16 protein-coding genes are annotated in these 22,243 nt (G+C 60.1%); 4 read left to right on the top strand and 12 right to left on the bottom strand.

The window, feature by feature from the left end:
- Nucleotides 1-294 precede the first annotated feature (294 nt).
- From BGIM_RS0128705 to BGIM_RS0128760, 10 genes are all read right to left on the bottom strand, one after another.
- Nucleotides 295-2,868: a Calx-beta domain-containing protein gene (locus BGIM_RS0128705; protein WP_020473137.1), complete on the bottom strand. Its 2,574-nt coding sequence runs from the start codon at nt 2,866-2,868 to the stop codon at nt 295-297.
- A 538-nt stretch (nt 2,869-3,406) separates the two neighbouring features.
- Nucleotides 3,407-4,897, bottom strand: a complete 1,491-nt coding sequence (locus BGIM_RS0128715) for a hypothetical protein (RefSeq protein WP_020473139.1) — start codon at nt 4,895-4,897, stop codon at nt 3,407-3,409.
- Between the two features lie 287 nt (nt 4,898-5,184).
- Nucleotides 5,185-7,245: a HEAT repeat domain-containing protein gene (locus tag BGIM_RS0128720; RefSeq protein WP_020473140.1), complete on the bottom strand. Its 2,061-nt coding sequence runs from the start codon at nt 7,243-7,245 to the stop codon at nt 5,185-5,187.
- 153 nt (nt 7,246-7,398) lie between these two features.
- Nucleotides 7,399-8,289 carry a UbiA-like polyprenyltransferase gene (locus BGIM_RS0128725; RefSeq protein ID WP_029630739.1) on the bottom strand — a complete coding sequence of 297 codons (891 nt, stop codon included), beginning with the start codon at nt 8,287-8,289 and terminating at the stop codon, nt 7,399-7,401.
- A 2-nt stretch (nt 8,290-8,291) separates the two neighbouring features.
- Entirely contained in the window at nt 8,292-9,281 is a 990-nt protein-coding gene (locus tag BGIM_RS0128730) for a formylglycine-generating enzyme family protein (RefSeq protein ID WP_020473142.1), read from the bottom strand.
- 217 nt (nt 9,282-9,498) lie between these two features.
- Complete coding sequence (locus tag BGIM_RS58475; protein WP_020473143.1) at nt 9,499-11,442, bottom strand: serine/threonine protein kinase; 1,944 nt, start codon at nt 11,440-11,442, stop codon at nt 9,499-9,501.
- A 223-nt stretch (nt 11,443-11,665) separates the two neighbouring features.
- Nucleotides 11,666-12,940 carry a DUF3299 domain-containing protein gene (locus BGIM_RS52955; RefSeq protein ID WP_020473144.1) on the bottom strand — a complete coding sequence of 425 codons (1,275 nt, stop codon included), beginning with the start codon at nt 12,938-12,940 and terminating at the stop codon, nt 11,666-11,668.
- A gap of 56 nt (nt 12,941-12,996) precedes the next feature.
- The gene (locus tag BGIM_RS0128750; RefSeq protein WP_020473145.1) at nt 12,997-13,449 is read right to left on the bottom strand and encodes a hypothetical protein; all 453 of its coding nucleotides are present in this window, start codon (nt 13,447-13,449) and stop codon (nt 12,997-12,999) included.
- A gap of 33 nt (nt 13,450-13,482) precedes the next feature.
- Entirely contained in the window at nt 13,483-14,379 is an 897-nt protein-coding gene (locus BGIM_RS52960; protein ID WP_020473146.1) for a DUF1559 family PulG-like putative transporter, read from the bottom strand.
- A gap of 369 nt (nt 14,380-14,748) precedes the next feature.
- Nucleotides 14,749-16,179, bottom strand: coding sequence for a DUF1501 domain-containing protein (locus BGIM_RS0128760; protein ID WP_020473147.1), 1,431 nt, complete (start codon nt 16,177-16,179; stop codon nt 14,749-14,751).
- Between the two features lie 139 nt (nt 16,180-16,318).
- On the opposite strand from BGIM_RS0128760, the gene BGIM_RS63400 reads away from it, so the two are divergent.
- From BGIM_RS63400 to BGIM_RS0128775, 3 genes are read left to right on the top strand one after another with little or no spacing between them, the layout of a single operon-like run.
- Nucleotides 16,319-16,633: an antitoxin family protein gene (locus BGIM_RS63400; RefSeq protein WP_202947320.1), complete on the top strand. Its 315-nt coding sequence runs from the start codon at nt 16,319-16,321 to the stop codon at nt 16,631-16,633.
- The gene (locus tag BGIM_RS0128770; RefSeq protein WP_020473149.1) at nt 16,630-17,076 is read left to right on the top strand and encodes a PIN domain-containing protein; all 447 of its coding nucleotides are present in this window, start codon (nt 16,630-16,632) and stop codon (nt 17,074-17,076) included. The genes BGIM_RS63400 and BGIM_RS0128770 overlap by 4 nt, the downstream gene beginning before the upstream one ends.
- A gap of 55 nt (nt 17,077-17,131) precedes the next feature.
- Nucleotides 17,132-19,084, top strand: a complete 1,953-nt coding sequence (locus BGIM_RS0128775) for a hypothetical protein (RefSeq protein ID WP_020473150.1) — start codon at nt 17,132-17,134, stop codon at nt 19,082-19,084.
- A gap of 23 nt (nt 19,085-19,107) precedes the next feature.
- On the opposite strand, the gene BGIM_RS0128780 is transcribed toward BGIM_RS0128775, so the two are convergent.
- Together BGIM_RS0128780 and BGIM_RS62240 are read right to left on the bottom strand one after the other, a co-directional pair.
- Nucleotides 19,108-19,599: a hypothetical protein gene (locus BGIM_RS0128780; RefSeq protein WP_020473151.1), complete on the bottom strand. Its 492-nt coding sequence runs from the start codon at nt 19,597-19,599 to the stop codon at nt 19,108-19,110.
- Nucleotides 19,600-19,729: 130 nt separating this feature from the next.
- Nucleotides 19,730-20,299, bottom strand: a complete 570-nt coding sequence (locus BGIM_RS62240; protein ID WP_020473152.1) for a hypothetical protein — start codon at nt 20,297-20,299, stop codon at nt 19,730-19,732.
- A gap of 458 nt (nt 20,300-20,757) precedes the next feature.
- On the opposite strand from BGIM_RS62240, the gene BGIM_RS0128795 reads away from it, so the two are divergent.
- Entirely contained in the window at nt 20,758-21,948 is a 1,191-nt protein-coding gene (locus tag BGIM_RS0128795) for a site-2 protease family protein (RefSeq protein WP_020473154.1), read from the top strand.
- Nucleotides 21,949-22,243: the final 295 nt, after the last annotated feature.

Below are 22,243 nucleotides of genomic sequence, written 5' to 3' on the forward strand. Positions count from 1 at the left end.
TGATGTGAGATACCAAGAGCCCCACTGCGTGAGCGGTGGGGGTGTTTTCAGTGGGTGACGACCACCCCCACCGCTGACGCAGTGGGGCTCTTGGTATCATTTGCAAATGTTGTTGATTGTGCGTTAAGACCAGACGCAATCTAAAAAGGCTCCGGTCGTTCCCCGAGCGGAGTCTTTCTCACAAGCGGGCGGAAAGAAATGGTGGTTCAAATATCCCCTCACTGGAGCAGGGCGGCTATTTTGAATCACCGACAGCCTCATTCTTTCCGCCCGCCATATATCACATCCGAATAATCATAAATTCGTGTACCATTCCCCGGTGGTGTAATCGCGCCGGCGGTCGAGGCCGGGGCCGCTGATCGGGCTGAGGAACCAGTCCTGCCCGGCGCCCCCCGTCAGGTCGTCGATGACGTTGTCTTCCGTGATCGTCGCGGCAGTCAGGAAATAGCCGAGGTTCTGGCCGCCTGACAGCACGCCGCGAAGATGATCCATCTTCGTTTGCGGCGAGACACCCGACCCCCATTCCAGTCGCAGCAGTCGCATGGCCGTCAGGTCGTCTTCGTAAGTGACCTTGTTGCCGATCAGGATGTCACTGTTGCCGCCCCCGTTCAGGCTGTCCACACCGAGACCGCCGACGAGAATGTCGAAGCCGTTGCCGCCCAACAGGGTGTCGTTCCCCGCCCCGCCGACCAAAACCGATGAAACGCCGGTGGTCGCCGTTTGGATCAGCGTGTCGTTGCCGTCCCCGCCGTGGAAGGCGACGGCGGGCAGGTAAACCGTCGATCCGTTGATGACGGCCGACTTGGCCTCAATCGTGTCGTTACCGGCCCCGCCATAGGCGAAGATCGTTCCGGCGACGCCGTTCACGGTGGTCAGGGTGTAATTCCCCAGCGACACCCCGTTGAGGGTCGGCGTCACCGTCGACGATCCGGTCGGCGTGAAGTTGATGACATCATTCCCGGACGTGCCGTTGACGACCAGATTGATCCCGACCATGCCGTACTGGCTCACCGTCACCGTTTTGGTCCATGTCGTGGAAAGCGCATCGTCGGTGGCCGTGCCGCGAACCGTATAAGTGCCGGGAGCCGGGAAGCGGTGCGTGCCCGTGTAGGAGCCATAAACGGGGGTCGCGGCGTATTCTACCGGCGTGCCGTCGCCCCAGTTGATGCCGAGGCCAAAGCCCGCCGCCGTGTCGGCCGGGGAGACATCGGTGATGTTAAAGTTGAAGTCGGCCGGATAATTCGCCACGATGGTCGGCGGGCTGGCGCCGGTGATCGACGGCGCGATGTCGTTGACGGTCACCGGCAGCGTGACCGTTCCCTGCCCGCGATTCGCGTCGGTGATCGTCACGCGGGCGGTGTAGTTTCCGCTGTTCGCATAAACGTGATCCACCGAGGGAAGCATCGTCTGCGGGCTGCCGGTGGCGGTCGTGCCGTCGCCGAAATCCCATGTCACGGAGATGTTGCCGACCGGGTTGTAGGAAGGCTGGACGGCGATCCTCGCCCGGTAGACGGATTCGGCCCCGGCCTCGACATAGGCGGGCGTGACCGTCGGGGCATAGTCATTGTCAATGATCGTTCCAAGGCCGTCCGTCTGGCCGAGGGTGACCATCGATCCACCGGTGAGCCGGAGGGTGAATGTCTCGTTCGCCTCCGGGTTGTTGTCCGGCAGAATGGTGGCGTAAACCGTCTTCTGCGTTTCACCGGGGGCGAAGGTGACGCTCGCCGCCGACAAGTTCGCCACGTCCGTGCCGAGGGTGGCGGTCCCGGCGACGAGCGAGTAATTCACCGTCACCGGAATCGTGGACGCCTGCGACAGCGAAATCACGAACGGCATGGGAACATTGTTCCCCGGCCCGCTCGCCGGGATATCCCCTTCCGTGGCCGTGGCGTTGCCGACACTAGCTTGCGGGATGATGGCCGAATCGCGGAAGATATTCAGCTTGGGCAGGTTCCCGGCCGAGGTGTCAATCCGCACTTGTGAGTTCGGCGTGGCGACCATTCGCAGGCCAACGTTCGGGGACGCCGCCAATAATCCGGCCAGAGCATCCCGGTCGAGCGTGACGGAGCGGGCGCCGCTCGCCGCCAGAGGATCGAACGTGCCGAGCAGCACGCCGGGCGAGTCGCCGTCGCCCGTGGTGATCGCCATGTCCGCGTTGTAGCCATACACCTGAACCGGCTGGCTGGAAGAATAGACGTAGGTTTGATTGAACGTAAGAACGGCCGCGCCGAAATCGCCGCCGGAGGTCGCCGGGTTGAGGGCGAACTCGAACAGGCCGCGATATTCCTTCGGCTGCGGGCCGCCGGCCGAGATGCCGGGGCTGGCGGTCGAAAACACGTCGATGTAACTGCCGCCGGTGGCCGAATCGGCCGGGGCATTGAAGTATTGCCGATAAGCGCCCCACACGGCCGGCGATGCGGCGAAGTCGGTGAAGTCGTCGTTGGTGATCGTAATGACGGCGTCCCCGTCGTCGATGGTGGCGTTGACCGGGTTCGACAGTGTGATGCCGAATGTTTCATCCGGTTCGATATCGCGGTCACCGGTCACGGCCACCGTTACCAACTGGCTGGTCTCGCCGGGGGCAAAGGTCGCGGTTCCCGTCAGCGCCGTGTAGTCGCTGACGGCGATGGCCGTGCCGTCCGTCGTGGCATAATCCACGCTCACCGTGTCGTCGGAGGGTTCCGAAAGGGTGATTTGGAAGACGATGGAATTGTCGCCCGTCTTCCCCTCAAACCCGGTCGAGTCGAGGACGGAAATGGTGGCGGGAACGGTCCGGTCTTCCAGCGGTTGAAAAGCGAGACGAGACTTGGCGTGAGGGCGAACAGGGCGTGACGAAGCGGCGAGCAGAGAGTGAATCCAACGGCGCATGCAACCCTCGGTGTTGAAGCAAGCCACCCGGCGGCGTTGACGCCGAAGCGACATGATGGAGGCGAAATTCCCCGGACATCTCACGAGTTCGTCCGGAGCGGAGAAGACCGCTTCCAAAGCTAGACCAAGTTGTTTGAATGTCAACAATTCGTGTTATTACGATTGTTCCGTGAAGACCGGCCCGATGATTGGGGAAATACGGGAAGATAAGAAGGCGACAAACAACCAAAATCCGAGGGCCGATTGAGGCCCCGTCGAACATCCGTGAAGGGTCGGCAAAAAGCAACCCCCGGCTGTTGAATGTCGGGGGTTGTGTCAAAAAACATTTGGCCGGAAACCAAGCACATGGCCGGGATTGGATGTCAGGTTTTCTTGCTTCTCATTCACGCTGGTTGTTGAACTCCAAGAGCCCCACTGCGTCAGCGGTGGGGGTGGCTTCCGGAGAGCGAGAGCCACCCCCACCGCTGACGCAGTGGGGCTCTTGGTGAACGGTGGAGAGTAACAACCAACAACGGCTAAGTGTTTAGCCCGTCTTCGCTCAGAATACGTGCTCGATGTTCTTGAAGAAGTTCGTCACATTCGTGATGGACGTCGTGCCGCCGATAAGGCCATTGCCCCTGAAAATTGTGTCATCGCCCGTTCCGCCATCGATCGCCGGGGCCACGCCGAAGTAGACACCGTTGTTCGCGGACATTGCCACGCCGAGCCGGACCAAGTCGTCGCCGCCGCCCATCGTCACCGTCAGCTTGTCGGCAAATTTCGTCAGGACACCGGCCGTGCCCGGCTTGATGTCCACCAGCAACTGGTCGATGGCATTGCCGGCGCCAAAGTCAAGATTCACGGTGTTGAGGAAGGTCGTGTCGTCGATGTTGACGGTGTCGCCGGTGGTCGGCGTGGTCGGCGTCGGCTCGTTGCCCAGCGCCATGCTTGTCATCCCGCCGACAATCACCGGCTTGTCACTGCCGAGCGAGACAATGTCGATGCCCGTCCCGCCGGTGACGGTCAGATTGCCCATCAGGAAACTACCCGTCGTACTCGTGTCGCCTGGCGTGCCGTTTGAGTCGATGTCGAGCGAGTTCGCACCGTTGCCAAGAGCCACGCTGGTGGCGCCGCCAATGCTGGCGTCGAGGAGGCGAACCTTGTCGTTGCCCTCGCCCATCGAGGCGGTCACGGTGGTTCCCACGGTTGTGTTGGTCAATTCAAACGAGTCGGTGCCGAGTCCCGTGGTGACCGAGACAGAGCCGCCCACCGAAGAACCGGAGATAACGGCCATGTTGTTGCCATCACCCAGCGCGGCTTTGACATACGAGCCGACATTGGATGTCGTGAGGGAGAGTTGGTCGTCGCCCAACCCGCCGGTAAGCGAGAGATACGAACCGATGTTGGTTGTCTGAATCGAGAGGTCGTCGGGTCCGGCACATCCAAGCTCGCTGATGTAACCGCCGATGAAGGTTGTCCCGAAGACCTCGGTATCGGTTGTTTGTTTGCCAGTGCCTTGATTGATGACCAGATTCTTGCCGATGTGGGTCGAGTTGACGTCAAGGATATCGAGATCCCCCATCGCGCCGATGCCATTGGTGACGGTGACCGTCCCGCCGACGAACGTGTTGTTGCTCAGGGTGATATTGTTGCCCCCGTCGCCACCGTTGATGCTGAGGTTGCCGCTGAGGTGAATCCCTTGGGCGTTCAGCGAGTCGGCGCCCCCCTTGAGGAAGACGCTGATCGATTTCACCCCGGCGAAATCGAAGGTGGTCCCGGTCGTGGCGCCAAACTTGAAGGTCGTGCCCATCGAAGCGGCTGACACGGTGATTGCCCCCGGAACGTTAGTCGTGTCGCTCAGCGCCACGTCCTCGACGCTGGCCGCGTCTTGGGCGGTGAGGGTCAGCGTGCCGCCGGACAGGGTGGCGGTGATTTGCGAGGCTGTGGGAACGGTGCGTTCTTCAAAGCACTCCAGCCCCAACCGGGGTTGTTGCCGGCGGCGGGTGCGGGACGAGGAATTCGACGAGAACATGTTGTTGAGCCAGGACATCTTCGATTCTCCAAATGCGAACGTATTGCCGGTGAGCCCCGCCAAATCACCGGAGGGTGTTCGGGGAGACGGGGGGCGGTCACTAAACTTGTGTCAATGTTTTTTGCGGTTCAATATTCAATGCAAACGGTAGATGTGAAGCGGACAATGTGCGAAAAAATAATGTGATAAAACTGTCATTCCGTGTCTTGCGGAGGGCGCCCAGACGACACAACCGGCCATCTTGCCGCCGTGACAAGGTGACAAGGTGACAAGGTGACACGGAAACACCTTGTCACCTTGTCATCTTACTTCTGCGAGTCCCACCATTTCCGCCAAGCCAAAACCGCGCGGCTCTTGTCGGCGGGGCCGGCATTGACTTCCGGGCCGAAGTCCTGGCCGGAGAGTTGCTTTAACCCCCCTCGCGCGGCTTGGATGACGCCGATGTCCGTGTCTGCGAGCAACCGGATCAGTTCCGGCGAATGGGTTTTATCCCCCTTGGCCCCGCAGGCGACGGCGGCGGCCCGGCGAAGTTCCTGATCGCGATCCCGCAGGAGTTCATTCAGGGTGGTCGCCTTCATCCGTGTCAGCCGGGAGGCCAGGGCCGTGCGGGTTTTCGCCTGCGGATCGCCGCTGAGTCGGGTGGCAATCTGGGCGAGGGCTTCCGTGTATTCGCCCCCCTTGGCATCGCGGTAAGTCTCCAGGAGTTTGCCCTGTTCGGTTGCGTCCGCGTCAACCAGCGCCCGCACCAATGTTCGCACCTTGCCCTCAAATTCGTTGGCTGTCGGCGGCATCGGCGGCGTTGGCGTCTTCGATTCGTTCTTCGGGTTCTCGGGCGGGGTGGCCGGGCTGGGGTTCGGCTTCTTTGTCGTGCCGCTGCTGCCGGAGTTGGCCCCCGGCCCGAGGAGCTTGGCCAGATCCCCGCCGCCGACGAGGCGGGAGGTGCCGGGATCGCGGACCTTCCCCTTGAGGCTGCTTGACAAATCTTGGGCGAGATTGGCCCGGTTGAGGAACAAGAGGGCGAAGGCCGTGTCCAGTTCCGGCGTGGCCCCGTGATAGTTCCCGCCGGTCCACGAACCGTCCGCCTGCTGGGCATCCGCCAAGATTTCCGAACCCCATTCGTACCAATCGACTTTGCCGATGGTTTGCAGGCTGTAGATCATGCCCACCCGTTCCAGCGCCCACATGAAGTAATAATTCTGGGAAAGCTCGTTCATCTGAAACCGGCGGCGGCCCCGGCCCCCCGGCATGTCCCCCGGTTGGGCGGCTGCGGCAGAGAGATAATTCCCCAGGCACTTCAGTCCGGCTTCCATGATCTTGTCATTGGCCGGATCTGCGCCCGGTTTGTCCCCGGCACCGCCGCCGCCGGGGGTGGCGAGTTTCGCGGTTTTGGAGCCGAAGCCCATCGCCAGCCCCATCAGCCCGGCGCAGGTCATCGCTGGGGTGGAACCGCCGAACGCACCGGTGTAACTCCAACCGCCGTCCGCCGCCTGACACTCGCGGTAGTGCTTCTCCAGCAACTTGAAGGCGTTGGCCGTGTCCACGCCATGACGTCGGCCGCACCACATCCCCACGGTGGCAAATTGCGTGTTCGAGTGGTCGCCGGAAGCCGGCCGACCCATGATATTGTTCAACCCGCCGGGTTGCTGGTTGCCCCGCCCTTCGTTGACGAGTTTGGCATATCGGCGCAGGGCCGGATGGAGGCCGTCGGTCGGTTCGGCAGGTTTCGGCGTCTTGGGGACGGGCTTGCCGTCCTTCGGGTTGGGGATCTTCGGGTCAAAACCAATGTCGTCGCGAGGCGCCTTGACCGGCGGCTTGGGCGCGTCCTTGCCGGGCACGCTGACCAGTTTCGTTTCCTTCACCAGCACAGAGCCGAGTTGCCGCATTTCCACCGGGTCAAGCATTAGCCCGCCGCAATCGTAGCTCCACGAGCCATCGGCACACTGGCCAGAGAGAAGCCGGAGGGTCATGAACTGGATCAGCGGCTCGTCGGTTTTGACATCGAGCCGGTCCAGAAACATGATGATGAGGGACACTTCATAAGTGTTGGTGATCCCCAAGGCGTTGCGGCGAAGGCCGTTGGCAATGGCTGTCACGGAGGGATCGTTGGCCGGAACGCCGCTTTCCAGCATTGCCATCCCGGAAAGGGAGGCCTGGCCGTTGCCGTGGAAACCGGCGAAGGCCATCAGATCTTCCATTTCATTGCGTTGCGGCCCGCGCCCCCTCGGGTCGTACAGTTTCTGAAGATGCGCGCGCCCCTTCTCAATCGCGACGGTCAGACGGTCCTTGTCCTTCGGGTTCGCCTGGGCAAACACCGGTTGTAGACCGCACGACAACGCCGCGACTGAAAGGAGAACACGCGGGAACATGGAAGAATCCTTCCGCGATCAAACGATCTGATGATTGGCTGTTGTTTAGGATACCACGGGCGATTGCCGAATACCAGAGGCCACGCTGATTGAACACCGGCCCGGAGGAAATCGTTGGAAATTGGCCCGTTCGCCAAAAACCGCCCAATCTCATCACGGCCCGACGGGGTGGATCACTTCCCATAATACCAACACGAACAAGCCGACGCTCACGATGGCGTTCACCTGAAAGAACGCTTGGTTCACCCGTGTCAGATCGTCCGGCTTCACCAGCCAGTGTTCGTAAAGCAGCAACATGGCCACGGCGATGATCCCCACGAGGAACACCGTCCCCAGTTCCGGCGTCACCGCGAACAGGACGCCGAGCAGGACGAGCATCACCAGATGGCAGCCGAAGGCAATCCGCAGGCTGTTGCGGATGCCGAACTTCGCGGGGACGCTGTGCAGTTTCGCCTGCCGGTCGAAGTCCGCGTCCTGACAGGCGTACAGGATGTCGAACCCGGCGACCCAGAAGAAGACAGCCAAACCAATGCACATCGGGGTAAGCAGATCGTCCACGCTGCGAATGGCGATCCACGCCGAGAGGGGGGCCAACATCAGCGAGGCCCCGAGCCAGAAATGGGCGAGGAACGTGAACCGTTTGGTGAGCGAATACGCCCCGATGAACACCAGCACGGGGCCGGACAACCACAGCGGCCAGAAGTTCGGCGGCTCGCGGAGAGCGAATAACCCGCAGGAGGCGACGAAGGCCGCCGAACAGCCGATGGTGAACATCACCACCAACGACACCGACAGCGTTCCGGCCGGCAAATGTCGTTTGGCCGTGCGGGGATTCTCGGCGTCGATCTTGCGATCCGTCAGCCGGTTGAAGGCCATCGCCGCCGAGCGGGCGAAGACCATGCACGCCAGAATCCCGACGAGGTCAAGCCAGCGAAACGGCTCCCGGCTCCAAGCCAGTGTCGCGCTCAAGAGGGCGAACGGCAGGGCGAACAGGGTGTGGCTGAAGCGAATCATCTCCAGCAATCGGCGAACGGTCGCAACCATCGTCACTTCAAATCCTTCACGCAGCGGAAGCCCGTGTGGCTGGCGGCATCACTGGGCGGGTTGTGGTCCCTCGCCTCCGGGAGATAGCGGCGACAATACGAATCGTCGCACAGGAACGAACCGCCGCGACGCACCCGTTCCCCGGTGGGCTGGTCCGGTCCCTTTGGGTTTTCCATGGGGCTGATGATGTAATACTCCGGGTCGTACCAGTCCGAACACCATTCCCAAGCATTACCGGACATGTCGTGCAGGCCGTATCCGTTCGCCGGATAACTGGCGACCGGGGCCGTGCCCGTGAAACCGTCGAGGGCGTCGTTCTGCGTCGGGAACTTGCCTTGGAAGTTATTCGCATACCATTTGCCGTCGGTCCCCTGCCGCTGGTTGCCCCAACAATACTCGTTACGATCCAAGCCGCCGCGCGCCGCCCATTCCCACTCGGCCTCGGTGGGGAGACGTTTGCCCGCCCAATCGCAATAGGCGACGGCATCCGGCCAAGCCACATGGATGACCGGATGATCCATCCGCTTGCTGATATCGCTGCCCGGCCCTTCCGGATGACGCCAATCGGCTCCGGCGACGATGACCCACCACGGCGGGGACGGTTTTCCATCCCACGGTCCCTGCAACAACACGTCCCCTGTCAATTGTTTGAAACACACGCTGAACGGCTTGGCTCCCGGCGGCACCGGTTTGCCGCCAAAGTCCTGCTCCGTCGGCGTCTTCTCGGCCACGGTTTTGAAGCCGGTGGCATCAACAAACTTCTGAAACTCAGCGTTCGTCACCTCGGTCCGGTCCATGTAGAAACCGGAAACGTAAACGGGATGCAACGGCGCGTTTTTCTTCGGGTCGGCGTCCGATCCCATTTGGAATTTGCCACCGGGGACAAAGACCATGCCGGGCGGGGCATCACCGGGCGGGCGATCCGCGACGGTGTCAGACTTCTGACAACCTGCCAGAACGAGAAGGGGAATTATGGAGAGAATTTGCTTCATGGATCAACATTCGTTGACGGAAACCCAGCCCACAGCCAAGCGGCAATATATGCCAATGATTCTCAAGAGCCACACGGCTTGACATCAAGAGCCCTACTGCGTCAGCAGTGGGGGTGGCCTCCTGTGGGTGAACCCCCACCGCTCACGCGGTGGGGCTCTTGATGTCACGCAGTGGGGCTCTTGAGAATCTCACACAAAATGTCTGTCGAATTTGCACTTACGGCGTCGATTCCGTAATCAGCTTCTTCGCCTCGGCTACCATCTTGCCGATCTCGCCGGATTCACCGGCGTACAAATCGCGGACGTCCCGGAGAATGTTCCGGCCGTCCCGGCGTCTGGCGGGGACTCCATCGACCAAGAGGGGTTTGGCGAGGGCGATCTTTCCGGCGATCAACAGCGCCCGTTCGGCCGAATCCTTGGGCTGCTTGGCTTGTTCCAATTCGTGGCATCGACCGATGGCCAGCAGATACCAAGGGCGGCGGTCGGCATCCGAAGCGAGCAAATCCCGCAATTGTTGCCAGCGATCACGGGCCAGCGTGGGGTCGCCGAATTGTTCGAGACGAAGGGGGGCGGCCGCCTTGGCTTCGTCTTCGTTGTCCAAGACGATGTCCTTGTCATCCAATCGGAATTTGTCGTCGATCTTGGCGATGATCGTCTTCGGCTGGGCCTCCACCCATTGCAGATCGGCCAGTTTCTTTTTGGCGTGCCAGCCCCAGAGGTTTTTGGCCGGGTCGGTTTCTTTGGTGTATTTATCCGCCAGTTCGGTCCATTTCGCTCTCGCGCCGCCGAGATCGCCGGAGTTCTCGGAGGTCAGGGCGAGCATCGTCTTTTCGTAGGCCTCCTTGTCGTCCCCCTCCTCGACACGGGCACGCAAATTCGGAAGGCTGTACCGTTTCATCAGCACCTTCTCACGGGCGGCCACCTTGATGTCCCGCTCCATCGACCGGACTTTCTCGACGTTCTCCGTGTTCTTGGTTCCATAATGCTTCAGGTATTCGTCGATGGCGGCTGTCTTTTTCTCCGGGGTATCGGCCTTCTCAATGCGGTCCATGATGGACTTTTCGCTCGGCGGAGCGAACACCACGAAAATGAAAAACGAGGCGAACGCCCCCACGAACAGCAGACTCGCCAAGGCGACGAACCAGCCCTTTGTGTAAACAGGCTGGCTCTTCTTCTTTTTCAGTTTCTTCTTCTTCGCCCCGGCCCGGATGGCTTTGGCGGCCGCCATGTCTTCCTCGGAACTGCCGATGCGACGACGATCCGGCACGCGGGCATTGGCCGCGTCCCCGCCGACGCTCTGCCGGGTTCGCACCTTCTCGGCGATCTCCTCCAACACCTGGCCAATCATGGTGGCGTCGCGGGGCCGCATCTCCGGCTTTTTTTCCATCATCTGGCAGATGAGGTTGTCGAGCGCCGCCGGGATTTCCGGGTTGATCTGGGCCGGCCGGGTGAACGCGCCGTTGACATGCAAAAGGAACATATCCACGGACGATTCGGCCGTGAATGGCTTGCGGCCTGTCAGCAATTCGTAGAAGACGATGCCAAGCGAATAAATGTCGCTTTTGCCGGTGAGATGCTTCTCCCCTTTGCACTGCTCGGGGGACATGTAGGCGGCGGTGCCGATGGTGTTGTTCGCCCCGGTGAGGGCGGTCACGTCCACATCCTTGGCGATGCCGAAGTCCGTGAGTTTGACAATCCCCTCGCGAGTCACCATCAGGTTGGAGGGCTTCAAGTCGCGGTGGATGATTCCCTTGTCGTGGGCATGTTGAAGAGCGTCGCACAGGGGCCGACCCATGTCGATGATTTCTTCCCAACTAAACGGCGGCCTCGCCGGGGCGGCGGAGTGCCGGTCGATCATCACCCGGTCGAGGGATTGCCCCTCGACATATTCCATCGCAAAGAACGGCGTCCCCTTGTACCGCCCGGTGGCCATCAACCGGACGATGTTCGGGTGCTTGAGTTGCTTGAGGATGTTGGCCTCGCGCTCAAAGCGGGCGAGGGCCGATTCGTTGCCGGAAAGGCCAAAAGCGATCACCTTGAGGGCGACAACCTTTTGCTCTTTGCCATCTTGCGTCAGCCGGGCGCGAAAGACCGTCCCCATCGCCCCGGAACCAAGTTCCTTTTCGATGGTAAACGGGCCGAACGTCTTGCCGGCGTGCATGGCGACACCCCTCCGTGTTGATTACGGCCATGATACTTGACAGGAACGTAATGGAGAAGATGAGAGGGGAATGAGGCGGCTTGGGAATGACCAATGAGCGAAGGCGAGCCGGGTCGCGTGAGCGCCCGGAGACAGCCACACTTCAATTGCTCAAGTTTTTGATGTGTGACAATCTCCGGGCGCTCACGCGACCCGGCTCGCCTTCGCTCATTGCGTCATTCCCTCAGTCCGGGTCGCTCACCTTCGCTCCGACAATTGTGTACAGGAAATCTTCCGGGTCAGAGGAATTCAGCTTCAGAACCCCGGTGATCTTCACGCGGTTTCGACGCACAGTGGTCGATTTCCCCTCGCCCAAGTCGGCGAAGACGATGCCCGATGGTTCCGGGGTTTCGCAGAACCAGCAGCCAACCGGGTATTCCACCAGCATGAAGCCGCTCACCTCGAAGTCCATGCTCACGGGTTGCATGTAGCCGGTGATGGCCACCTTTTTGCCGTCGAGTTGGCGCAGGTGTTTCAAGAAGTTTGGCTTGAACGGTTTTTCAATCGTTGTTTCGTTTAGCACCGGCCACGGCAGCAAATTGGTTCCGTCGGGCCGAATCTCGGGCAGAGTGGTGAGGTCGAATTCCCGCTGTAACGCGCGGGTCGACTTGAAGGCGATGTCCCCCCGGAATTTGGCATGCTCGGCGTCCGGTAGTTTGCCGATGGCGTCGGCCGCTTCCCGGTACTGCTTGCGGTGAAGTCGCACTTCCGGGGCCGCGAGGGCGAACTCGCTGACGCAACCTTCCAGAATGCTCGCGGTCGTGCGGACATCGCCATGCGCGTTAGCCAGTTCGCCGAGTTGCCAGAGAAGCCGCCCATCGGCGGGAAGCCAGAGGGCCAATTGTTGAACAAGTGCCACATCATCGGTCGGAAGTTTCTTGCGTTCCTCCGGCGGCATCTTCTCGGCGAACTTCACGCCGAAGAGGTCGTCAACCGCATTCGGGTTCTTCGCCTCGCGGACCCGGAGCCGGACGAGTTTCAACTGGGCTTCCTCAAACTTCTTCCACACCGGCGGCGCGACGCGGATGGCTTCCACCAGCGAGCGGTCGGCCCCGGCCAAGTCGCCGGACATTTGCCAGGCGGTCCCGAGATTGGAGAGAATGCGGAAGTGATCCGGGTACTGACGGGCCGCCGGTCGCAGGATGTCGATGGCTTTCGCCGGAAGATTCAGTCGGAGATAAATCGCCCCGAGATCGGCGAGTTGATCGGCCGTCAGCGGCTTGGTCTTCGCTTGCGTTTCCAGTTTCTCGGCCAATGCCAGATATTGTTCGCGGAGGATGTGAATCGGAATCCCGGCGCCGGGCGTCGCCCCGATCATCCGCAGGCTGCGATGATCGAGCAAAAAACCCCGCCAGTTTGCCGGGAGTTCGTTGAACTTCTCACCGGAATAATGAACCCCGGCCCGAGTGGTGGCCGGAAGGAGGAACAGGACGAAAGTGATGACGGTTGCAAGACGCATGACAAGACAATCCCCGCCGGGGTGACGGGGATATTATACCGGATCGCCCCGCATGCTCACTTCTTCGTGATCGTCTTCGCCTGCAAATCGACCACTAACGAAGTCGAGCGGGTGATGTCGATTCGCAGGGGGGATTTTTGCTCGGTGAACGCCCCTTTGAGTTTGTCGGGCGGGCCGGTGGCTTTCCGGGCACCCGGCTTTTGCTTCAAGAATTCCGTGTAGTCCCCGGTGTGGGTAACCAGTACCTTGTATGGTCCGTCCGGGACGGGTTTGGGAAAGTGAAACGAGCCATCCGGCTCGATCTTGCCGGTGATCCCTTCCGTTGTCGAGTTGCCCTCTTTCACAAGAAGAATCGACGCCTGTTCCCGCTCGGCCACCCGATAGGGCTGCCCGCCGGTCTGAAGTTGCCCCTTCACCGTCCGGCCGCCGCCGGAGCAGCCGGTGAGGGCCATCAACCCCAAACCGATCAACACGCCGAAACCAAAAGTCTTTGCTGATATTGTTCGCATGGATGATGTCCGTGGTTTGTCCGGTTGGAAGGGTTAAAGGCTGCCGTTGACTTCGCCGCCGTTGGGGGTGAGCAGATAGCTGAACTGAATCATGTCGGCCCCGTGCCGGATCACCCGCACGGACCCGTCGCAGAACAGGAACAGGGCACCGCCCGCATACGGTGATCCCCAAGCGTTCGAGCGGTCGATGCCGGGGCCGTCCTTTTGAATCGTGCAGGCTTGGTTGTTCCAATACCCGGCGCTCCAGAAGATGCCGCGTCCCGTGCCGCCGGAGCCGCCGAAGGCGATTGATTCATCCCAGTTTGATCCGGTGCGCGGGGTGTATTGGTCCGTGCTGAGGGACTTGGTCCCGGCCATGATCGTGTTGGAGGTGCCGTCGGGGATGGTGGCCACCGAATAAGGGGAAAGCCGGTCGGTGCTGTCGGGCAGCACATTCCAGTTACCCGCGTAGTCTGATGTCGCCCCGATGGCCGTGCCGGGGAGACCCGTGTAAGTGTTGTAAGTGCCGGAAAGGCCGCCGCTGCTGCCGGTGGTGGCGTAGCCGATGGTTCCCCGGCCCGGATCTTGGAACATCTTGATCGGCGAATTGATGTTTGACATGTAGTTCGCGTATCGATTGTCTTGTTCCAGATACGGGAGGATCTTGTAGCACCACGACGCGCTGGTGTTCGGCGGCGGTTGCGGCACGGCGTAATAACCGTAGGTTCCGTTGCTCGGGAGCCGGTCGTTGGTGTCGTTGAAGTTATGCAGCGCCAGCCCTTGTTGTTTCAGGTTGTTGGCGCTGGACAAGCGGTTGGCCGTCTCGCGGATCTTTTGAACCGCCGGCAACAACATCCCGATGAGAATCGAGATGATGGCCATGACAACGAGCAACTCAATAAGCGTAAAACCCCGGCGACCCGTGCGGGCCGTGAGACGATGCGAAGACATTCGTGGAACCCCCGGACATGTGATGTGAACAACGGGGAGAAAGTGAATGACAATCAGAACGAAAGATGGGTGTTAAGGACGTTGCCCTGATCGTTCTCCCCATCGGCATCCTACGTGTCCCGTGATCGGGAAAACAAGGGCCGGGAAAGGACGAAAAAGACCTTTTTAGCGCGGATCGAACACAGATCGAACACGGCTTCGGAGAAGCAGAAAAAGTGGTTGATAACAAGACATTGAAATGGTTGATAACAAGACACAAAGCGGGATTATCAATTAGAGCGTCTGTCTATCCCGCCTTGTTTTCATCTCGATTTGGTAATTGATCCGGTTTTCTTCTTGCCCGAATCCGCGGCCAAAAAGTGTCTTCTCTTATGCCAGCACTTGCTTGACCACCTGTCCATGCACATCGGTCAGCCGGAAATCCCGCCCGGCGTAGCGGTAGGTGAATTTCTCGTGGTCGAAGCCCATGAGCCGCAGGATCGTGGCTTGCAGATCGTAGACGTGAACTTTGTTTTCCACCGCCTGAAAGCCGAATTCATCCGTGGCCCCGACCGCCTGGCCCCCCTTCACGCCGCCGCCCGCCAGCCAGACGGAGAAGCCGTGGTGGTTGTGGTCGCGGCCGTTGACCTTGCCCGCGTTGGAACCGGGGGTCGGCAACTCGACCACCGGGGTGCGGCCGAATTCGCCCCCCCAGATGATGAGCGTTTCCTCGAACATCCCGAGCCGCTTCAGGTCGCTGATGAGCGCTCCGATGGCTTTGTCGCACTGGCCAGCCAGTCGGCGGTGATTCACTTCCAAGTCGTCGTGATTGTCCCACGGCTGGCCTTCGCCGTGCCAGACCTGCACGAAACGCACGCCGCGTTCGATCAACCGCCGGGTGATGAGCAGTTGCCGGGCCTGCGTGCCGGGGCCGTAGGCGTCGAGAATGTGCTTCGGCTCGCGGGACACGTCGAAGGCGTCGGTCGCCTCCGTCTGCATCCGGTAGGCCAGTTCAAACGACTGAATGCGGGCTTCCAATTGCGGATCGTTGGGCCGTTCGGCCTGATGCTTCTGGTTGAGCTTCATCAACAAATCAAGCTGCTTCCGTTGGGCCGCGTGGCCAAGGGAGTTGTTCTTGACGTTCTCGACCAACTTCTCGACGGCCGTGTGCTGGGTATCGATGTACGTTCCCTGATACACACCCGGCAAAAAGCCCGCCTGCCAGTTCTGGCTTTCCTGAATCGGATACCCGCCGGGGCACATGGCGATGAAGCCCGGCAGGTTTTGATTCTCGCTGCCGAGGCCGTAGGTGAGCCACGACCCCATGCTGGGCCGGATCAACCGGGCGTCGCCGCAGTTCATCAACAACAGGGACGGCTCATGGTTCGGCACATCCGCGTGCATCGAGCGGATCACGCAAATATCGTCGATGTGCTTGGCCGTGTGTTCAAACAGTTCGCTGACTTCGAGGCCGCACTGGCCGCGCTTCTCAAACTTGTAAAACGTCGGCAACGCCGCCCCGGTCTTGCGTTCGGTCCGCAAGTTCGGGTTGGGAAGGGCTTTCCCGGCATACTTGGCAAGACCCGGTTTGTGGTCCCACGTATCCACATGGCTCGGCCCGCCGTTGGCGAAGATGTGGATCACCCGCTTGGCCTTCGCCGGAAAATGCGGCTTCTTCGGCAGCAACGGATTCAACGACGGCTCGGCCCCCCGAGCGTCCTGATTCATGACGGCCGCCAGCCCGAGCATGCCAAAGCCGACGCCGGATTTGCGAAGCATTTCCCGCCGGGTGACGGGTGAGGGATCGAACAGCGGATTCATGCGTGGATACTCCGAAAAACCGGCGACCGGCGGGAAGTTGAATTATACCCGACGGGAAGGCAACCGCACAGCGGTGAAGCGGTGTCATCCGAGTACAATAAGCATGACGCAATCATCATCCCCGCCGGAGAATTCCATCATGGCCACGATTCTCGCCGTGTACGAGGGCGGAGTTCTTCGCCCCACCGTACCGCTTGATCTGACGGAAGGGCAAACCGTGCAATTGCAAGTTTACCCAAGATTGCCCCCCTTCAAAATGCGTCCCCCCACTCCGGAGGAAGAAGACTATGCCCGTCGGCTGGACGCATGCAAAACGCCAGAAGAGATGTTGGCCGTGATGGACACGGCCCCGCAGGAACCGGAATTTGATATCGTCGAGGCGATCAATGAAACCCGCCGATTGAGCGGCTTCCGAATGCCTGATCCCAAGCCGGAGAACGAGGCGGCACGATGAGTGATGACGTCGTTCTGGACAGCGGGCCGCTCGGAGTCCTCTGCAACCCCAATCGTTCCGCGCAGCCATTGGCGATCCGAACTTGGCTGGCCGCCATATTGGCATCGGGTCGCCGGGTCATCATCCCGGAAATTGCCGACTACGAGGTTCGCCGGGAGTTTCTTCGCAATCAAAGCCAGGCAGCCTTGAAGAATCTGGATACTTTCGGGAAGCAAATCGAATACCTGCCTCTCACGACCGCCGCGATGCGTCTGGCGGCCGAACTTTGGGCACAAGTTCGTAATGCCGGATTGGCGACGGCTCATCAACAGGCTTTGGACGGTGATGTGATTCTCGCGGCGCAGGCGTTGACACTCGGATCGCCGTTGATTGTCGCCACCGGGAATCTTTCGCACATTTCCCGGTTTGTGCCCGCCGGCCTTTGGCAAAACATCACCCCCTGAGCCATGCGGTGATCTGATACGATGCCCATACCCGTCGTCTTCAAGGATTGAACCCATGCGTCGAGCCATCGGCCTTCTGTTGGCCTTTTTCGCAACCACTCCTCTCTTTGCCGCCGTCGATCCCGAGGGCAAGACGCCTTATGCCCTGCGTATTGTCATTCGCACGGCCGATCATCCGTCGTTGACGCCAGCCTTTCGGGCCGATCTTTCCAAGCAGTTTCGGCAGACGATGCAAAACGCCCTTGGGCCGTTGGCGACCGTTGAGGTGGTTGATCTGGCGGGGATGCCCGTCGAGAAGCGAGAGCCGCTTTGGCAGCTTGTTTTTGACAAGGGGTTGGAAGCCCTCGATGGAGTCAACACGGTCAACGGCGTGAAGACGCATTTCGTGGCCATCGACATCAAGGACGGCCAATACGAGCTTGGCCTCCGACAGCATGACGGTTACACCGGCACGGCCACACCGTTGATTCGCACGATTCTTCAGGGGGATCGGCAATCTGTCGGCCGGGTGGCGGCGCGGGCCATCGGGGAGGATTTTGGCTTCGTCGGCACCTTCGATCCGGCGGCGGCTGGCAATATCCCGGTGACGCTCAAGGCCGGCGATCTGGCCCCGGTCGATGCGTGGGTGAAAAAGGGAGATGTCTTCGCCGTCGTCCAACTGCGAGAAAGTCGCCGGGCGACGAAACCGGCCAAGGGGAAGGACGGCAAACCAGCGGCCCCCGGCCTGACGGGCCAGCGCGTGGAAGGCATGTTCCTGCAAGTTCAGGAGACGCCCAAAAGCGGCACGGTGATTTGCAAACTGCACGCCCGTTTTCGTGGCGGCCTGCCCCGAGATGGCTCGACCGTGGGCTACCGGGTCGTGAAACTCGGGACGACGGAAACCACGGTGAAACTTCAATTGACGGACGCGGCCGGAAACCCATTGCGGGGAGATTCCCTCCGCGCGCGCATCGGCGAGATCGACTTCCCGGTTGACAATTCCCGCGACCGCGAAGAGATGCCGCTAGTTGACGGGGTGTTTGTTTCCAAAGAACCGCGAAAGAATCTGGCCTTTGTGGTGGTCACTTACAACGACGCCCCGGTCGCCCGCATTCCGCTGGAGGTGTATGCGAATCATGTCGCCTCCCGGAAGGTGAACCTCGATCCGCGGGCCGACGCCCAAAACGACGCCTTCGACCGCTCCCGCGACATGGCCGACCGCATTCGCAGCGCCCGCGTGGTGCAGGCCCGCGCCTTTGATGAACTGGCCGACCTTCAAAAGAAGGACAAGCCCAAGGCCCTCGAATACGGCGAAGCGGCCTTCGCCGCGACGGAGAAGGAAGCCGCCGCCCTGCGGGCCGACCTGACCCGGTTGAGGGAACGCCTCGGCAAAGACGCCCCGGCCGGGGCGTTCGACGCCGGGGAGGCCGACCTGCGGGCGTTGACAGCCAAGAGCAAAGAACTGGCGGCCCATCTGGCGAGATTAAAAGATGTGATCCGCGTCGAAAACAACCCGGCCGCCCTGGCGAAGCGGAAGGCCATCGAAGGGTTGCTGCTCGACGCCAAACTCGCGGTTCAAAAGGCCGATTACGAACAGGCCATCGCCAAATATCAGGAGGCGATCAAACTGTGCGACGAAGAACCGACCGCAAAACCCGACTTGGAAAAGGCGCTGGCCCAACTCCAAAAGGAGTGGGAGGTGAAAGATGCCGACCACGCCGCCGCCCGCAAGTTCGTGTACGACGTGTGGGCCAGATGGGAGCAACCCAAGGAAATGCGGGAAGGCTTGGCCGAGGCCAAAAGAGCAATCGCCAAATGTCAGGCCGTCAACGACTTGGTGACCCTGCGAAAGTTCTACACCACCGGCCCACAAGTGTTGGAACGCTTCTACGAGAATCTGATGAAACTCGTGGACGCCGCCACTGAGGACGAAGACAAGGCCGCCCTGCGGGTCTATCCCATGATCGGCGAAGAATATCAAAAGCTGCTGACCGACGTGGGCAAGATGCTCGGGGCAGACGGGAAGTGAGGTTCTTTCAAGCCGACCTTTGTTCAAGGAGCGGATTGAGTCGGCCGATCTTTCTTTTTGTTGGGTTGTTGTGGCAACCGAATGGTCCGTCCGATGACAGCCCCCAGAACCGCCCCGCCAAATCCCAAGAAAACGCTCATCGTCATTCCGGCCAATGCAAGCATGACGAGCAACCCAAAGCGAATTTCCTGGCTTGGATCCTCGCCATCAAAAAAAGGCCCCCAGATTTCATCCGCCATGACCCCCAGAGTGTAAAGAAGCCCAAGCAATCCCCCGATGGTGGCGCCCGCAAACGGCGCATCCTTGGGGCCGGGAGTCTTCCTTCGATGGTAAATAATTCGCCACCAAATCGGCGGTGTCAGTGTTCCGGTTACCATCATGAAAATGCCTGTCAGCCACCATTGACCTCTTTCGCCGAGTTGACTTGAATACAGGGCAGCCATGACGAAAAAGACGCCAACGGCCAAAGAGAATGCCAGCGTTGGCAGCCATGTGGCGGAAATGAAACGGCGCATCCTGATTCCCTTTCAAGCGAGCGTTTCTTGTTGAGTCAGCCTGTTTTCTTGGCGAGAGGCGGAAGCCCGGCGAATCGCCGGCCGTGGGCAAGATGCTCGGGGCGGACGGAAGTGAAAGAGGTCTGCCCGCTCACGAAATTCCGGTGCCAACTGCTTTTGAAACCTCGGCAACCAGTTCCGGATTTCGACCCCGTTGCCGGGCGTTCTCCAGCGCATTGTTGATCGTGGCGACGATCTCGGCCTTGAGAGTTTCCTCCGGCCGAATCATGTCATTTTGGCCAAGCCATTCGCTGACGGCGCACCATCCCCAAAGCGGGGCGCCATCAATCAAATGACATTCCGGCGCCGGAAAACCGCCGGGACCCCGTTGGCCGGTCATGTATTGATGAATGAGTTGACGGCTTCTGTCAATCCGCCGGGCAATCTCGGAAGGAGTCACTAAGTCACACTCGTCCACCCGCAGAATGTCCGCGCCGATTCCCGCCTGACGCACATCGCGGATCGCACTCAGGATCGCGTCCTTCAGAGAGGGGGCCGACCGGGAAAATTCCATGTAAATCAGGCCGTATTGAAGACTCAGGGTGGCGTCATCGCATCCCGCCTCAAACAAGGCGTTTTCAATCTCGGAGGTCAGTTCATGCACCCCGGTGAGTATCAGGGCGAAATCGTGTTCGCGTTCGTTTGTTGATGTGCTGCTCATTGATCGGCCTCCCCGGCATCGCCATTCCCGCCGGTGTGCGGACAAGAATCGACTTTGCGGACAAGAATCGACTTTCTTGCGGATATGACGGGCGTGATTTTCAGGAACTCTCGGCGTTGACCAAACGCTGATGACACAACCGCCACGATTGTTGCACGGGCAAAACAGACGCCCCTAAGCGTGTCCATTGGAAAGAACGACGGTCCAATTCATGGACTCCGCGTGCTGGATGGCTTGCTCGATATGCGGATTGGGGTGTCTTGGTCTTCCCATCAAAAACATCCTAACCGTGTGTTGACAGATGTCAAGCAGATGGGCTATTGGGAAGCTCGGCCTGTCCGGGAGGGGTGAAATTCTTTCTCCCCCGATCATCCACTGTCGCCCGTTGGCTCTTCATGGTAACATAACATTGCTCTCAACTTGTTTTGCTTCCCGAGTTCGGCTTGGGGTGGATGCCCATGCGTGATCCGTTCAATTGGTCGATTCCGCTCTTCCGGGCGTTCGGGATTCAGGTCAAGCTGCACATCCTGTACATCGTCATCACGCTCGGCATCCTCGGCCGGACGTATTACCAAGATCCTTCGCACATCGGCGAGTTCGCGCTGATCTGGGTCGTGATTCTGTTCGCGAGCATTCTGCTGCACGAATTCGGCCACTGCTTCGCGGCCCGGTCCGTTGACGGCGAGGCCGACGAAATCCTGATGTGGCCCCTCGGCGGGCTGGCGTATTGCAACGTGCCGCACACCGTCCGGGCGAATTTCATCACCGTGGCGGGGGGGCCACTGGTCAACGTGCTGATTTGTCTCGTCAGCGGGGCGGCGATCATGGCCGCCAGTTACCTGCCGCCGGTCAACATCTTCCAGAGCCGGCAGCTTTACTACCCCGAACTGACCAACTACCGCACCGGCGGGTCGGGCCTGCCAGGCTACGAAGAACCTCCCTACCACCTGAAAAAAGGGACCAACGAGATTGTCTTCGCCCTGAAGATCATCAAGACCCCCGCCGGCGCTCGTTATGCCGTCTCCGACGACAACAAACTTTACGAGATCGAAGACCCGAAGTTTGAGGCTTACCCGGCGTGGGTGTTGTGGCTGTCCCGGATCTTCTGGGTGAATTTGTTGTTAATCGCGTTCAACATGGCGCTCCCGGCCTTCCCGATGGACGCCGGGCGGATGCTGCAATGCTACCTCTGGCATCGCAGCGACGATTACAACCGGGCCACCCAGACGGCCTGTTACGTCGGGATGGCGACCGCCATGTTGCTGACGATCCTCGCGTTTGTGTTCAATGATTCGATGCTGTTCGCCCTGGCGGTGTTCATTGTGTTCAGTTGTTACCAGCAACTGATGATCCTCGCCAGCGGCATGGAAGAACGCGGCGCCTTCGGCTACGACTTCTCCAAAGGCTACGGTGGCTTCGGCCCGGATGAAGACGCCCCGCCGAAGCCGAAGCGAGTCGGCCCGATCAAGCGCTGGCTGCTCGCCCGCAAGGTCCGCAAGGAACAACGCGAGACGGAACAACGAATCGCCGACGAAACCCGCCTCGACGACCTGCTGGACAAAATCAGCCGCATGGGCAAAGACTCCCTGACGGCCGAGGAACGCCGGTTCATGGAACGGGTCAGCACGCGGTATCGTAACCGGCCGTGAGAAGAGAAGACTTAAAGCACTAACCACAAAGACGCGAAGATCACACAAAGTTTCACAAAGAAAACCAAAACACGAAGCCAAGTTCAATCAAGAAGACAGAAGAAAACCGGCCGGAAGCGAACATTCAATCTCTTTGATTTGTCTTCTGATTTCTTCATCGAACTTGGTTTGTCGTTTTGGCTTTCTTTGTGAAACTTTGTGTGATCTTCGCGTCTTTGTGGTTGGTTTTCGTCTTTCGTGTTCACTTTGGTCTTTTGATTTCTTGATTGAACTTTGCTTGCCGTCTTGGTTTTCT

This window comes from Zavarzinella formosa DSM 19928 (assembly GCF_000255705.1).
GTDB classification, from domain to species: domain Bacteria; phylum Planctomycetota; class Planctomycetia; order Gemmatales; family Gemmataceae; genus Zavarzinella; species Zavarzinella formosa.

What these genes read in the sequence shown, in the direction of transcription:
- BGIM_RS0128705 (WP_020473137.1), bottom strand. Translation starts at nt 2,868, where the DNA reads ATGCGCCGTTGGATTCACTCTCTGCTCGCCGCTTCGTCACGCCCTGTT.
- BGIM_RS0128715 (WP_020473139.1), bottom strand. Translation starts at nt 4,897, where the DNA reads ATGTCCTGGCTCAACAACATGTTCTCGTCGAATTCCTCGTCCCGCACC.
- BGIM_RS0128720 (WP_020473140.1), bottom strand. Translation starts at nt 7,245, where the DNA reads ATGTTCCCGCGTGTTCTCCTTTCAGTCGCGGCGTTGTCGTGCGGTCTA.
- BGIM_RS0128725 (WP_029630739.1), bottom strand. Translation starts at nt 8,289, where the DNA reads ATGGTTGCGACCGTTCGCCGATTGCTGGAGATGATTCGCTTCAGCCAC.
- BGIM_RS0128730 (WP_020473142.1), bottom strand. Translation starts at nt 9,281, where the DNA reads ATGAAGCAAATTCTCTCCATAATTCCCCTTCTCGTTCTGGCAGGTTGT.
- BGIM_RS58475 (WP_020473143.1), bottom strand. Translation starts at nt 11,442, where the DNA reads ATGCACGCCGGCAAGACGTTCGGCCCGTTTACCATCGAAAAGGAACTT.
- BGIM_RS52955 (WP_020473144.1), bottom strand. Translation starts at nt 12,940, where the DNA reads ATGCGTCTTGCAACCGTCATCACTTTCGTCCTGTTCCTCCTTCCGGCC.
- BGIM_RS0128750 (WP_020473145.1), bottom strand. Translation starts at nt 13,449, where the DNA reads ATGCGAACAATATCAGCAAAGACTTTTGGTTTCGGCGTGTTGATCGGT.
- BGIM_RS52960 (WP_020473146.1), bottom strand. Translation starts at nt 14,379, where the DNA reads ATGTCTTCGCATCGTCTCACGGCCCGCACGGGTCGCCGGGGTTTTACG.
- BGIM_RS0128760 (WP_020473147.1), bottom strand. Translation starts at nt 16,179, where the DNA reads ATGAATCCGCTGTTCGATCCCTCACCCGTCACCCGGCGGGAAATGCTT.
- BGIM_RS63400 (WP_202947320.1), top strand. Translation starts at nt 16,319, where the DNA reads ATGGCCACGATTCTCGCCGTGTACGAGGGCGGAGTTCTTCGCCCCACC.
- BGIM_RS0128770 (WP_020473149.1), top strand. Translation starts at nt 16,630, where the DNA reads ATGAGTGATGACGTCGTTCTGGACAGCGGGCCGCTCGGAGTCCTCTGC.
- BGIM_RS0128775 (WP_020473150.1), top strand. Translation starts at nt 17,132, where the DNA reads ATGCGTCGAGCCATCGGCCTTCTGTTGGCCTTTTTCGCAACCACTCCT.
- BGIM_RS0128780 (WP_020473151.1), bottom strand. Translation starts at nt 19,599, where the DNA reads ATGCGCCGTTTCATTTCCGCCACATGGCTGCCAACGCTGGCATTCTCT.
- BGIM_RS62240 (WP_020473152.1), bottom strand. Translation starts at nt 20,299, where the DNA reads ATGAGCAGCACATCAACAAACGAACGCGAACACGATTTCGCCCTGATA.
- BGIM_RS0128795 (WP_020473154.1), top strand. Translation starts at nt 20,758, where the DNA reads ATGCGTGATCCGTTCAATTGGTCGATTCCGCTCTTCCGGGCGTTCGGG.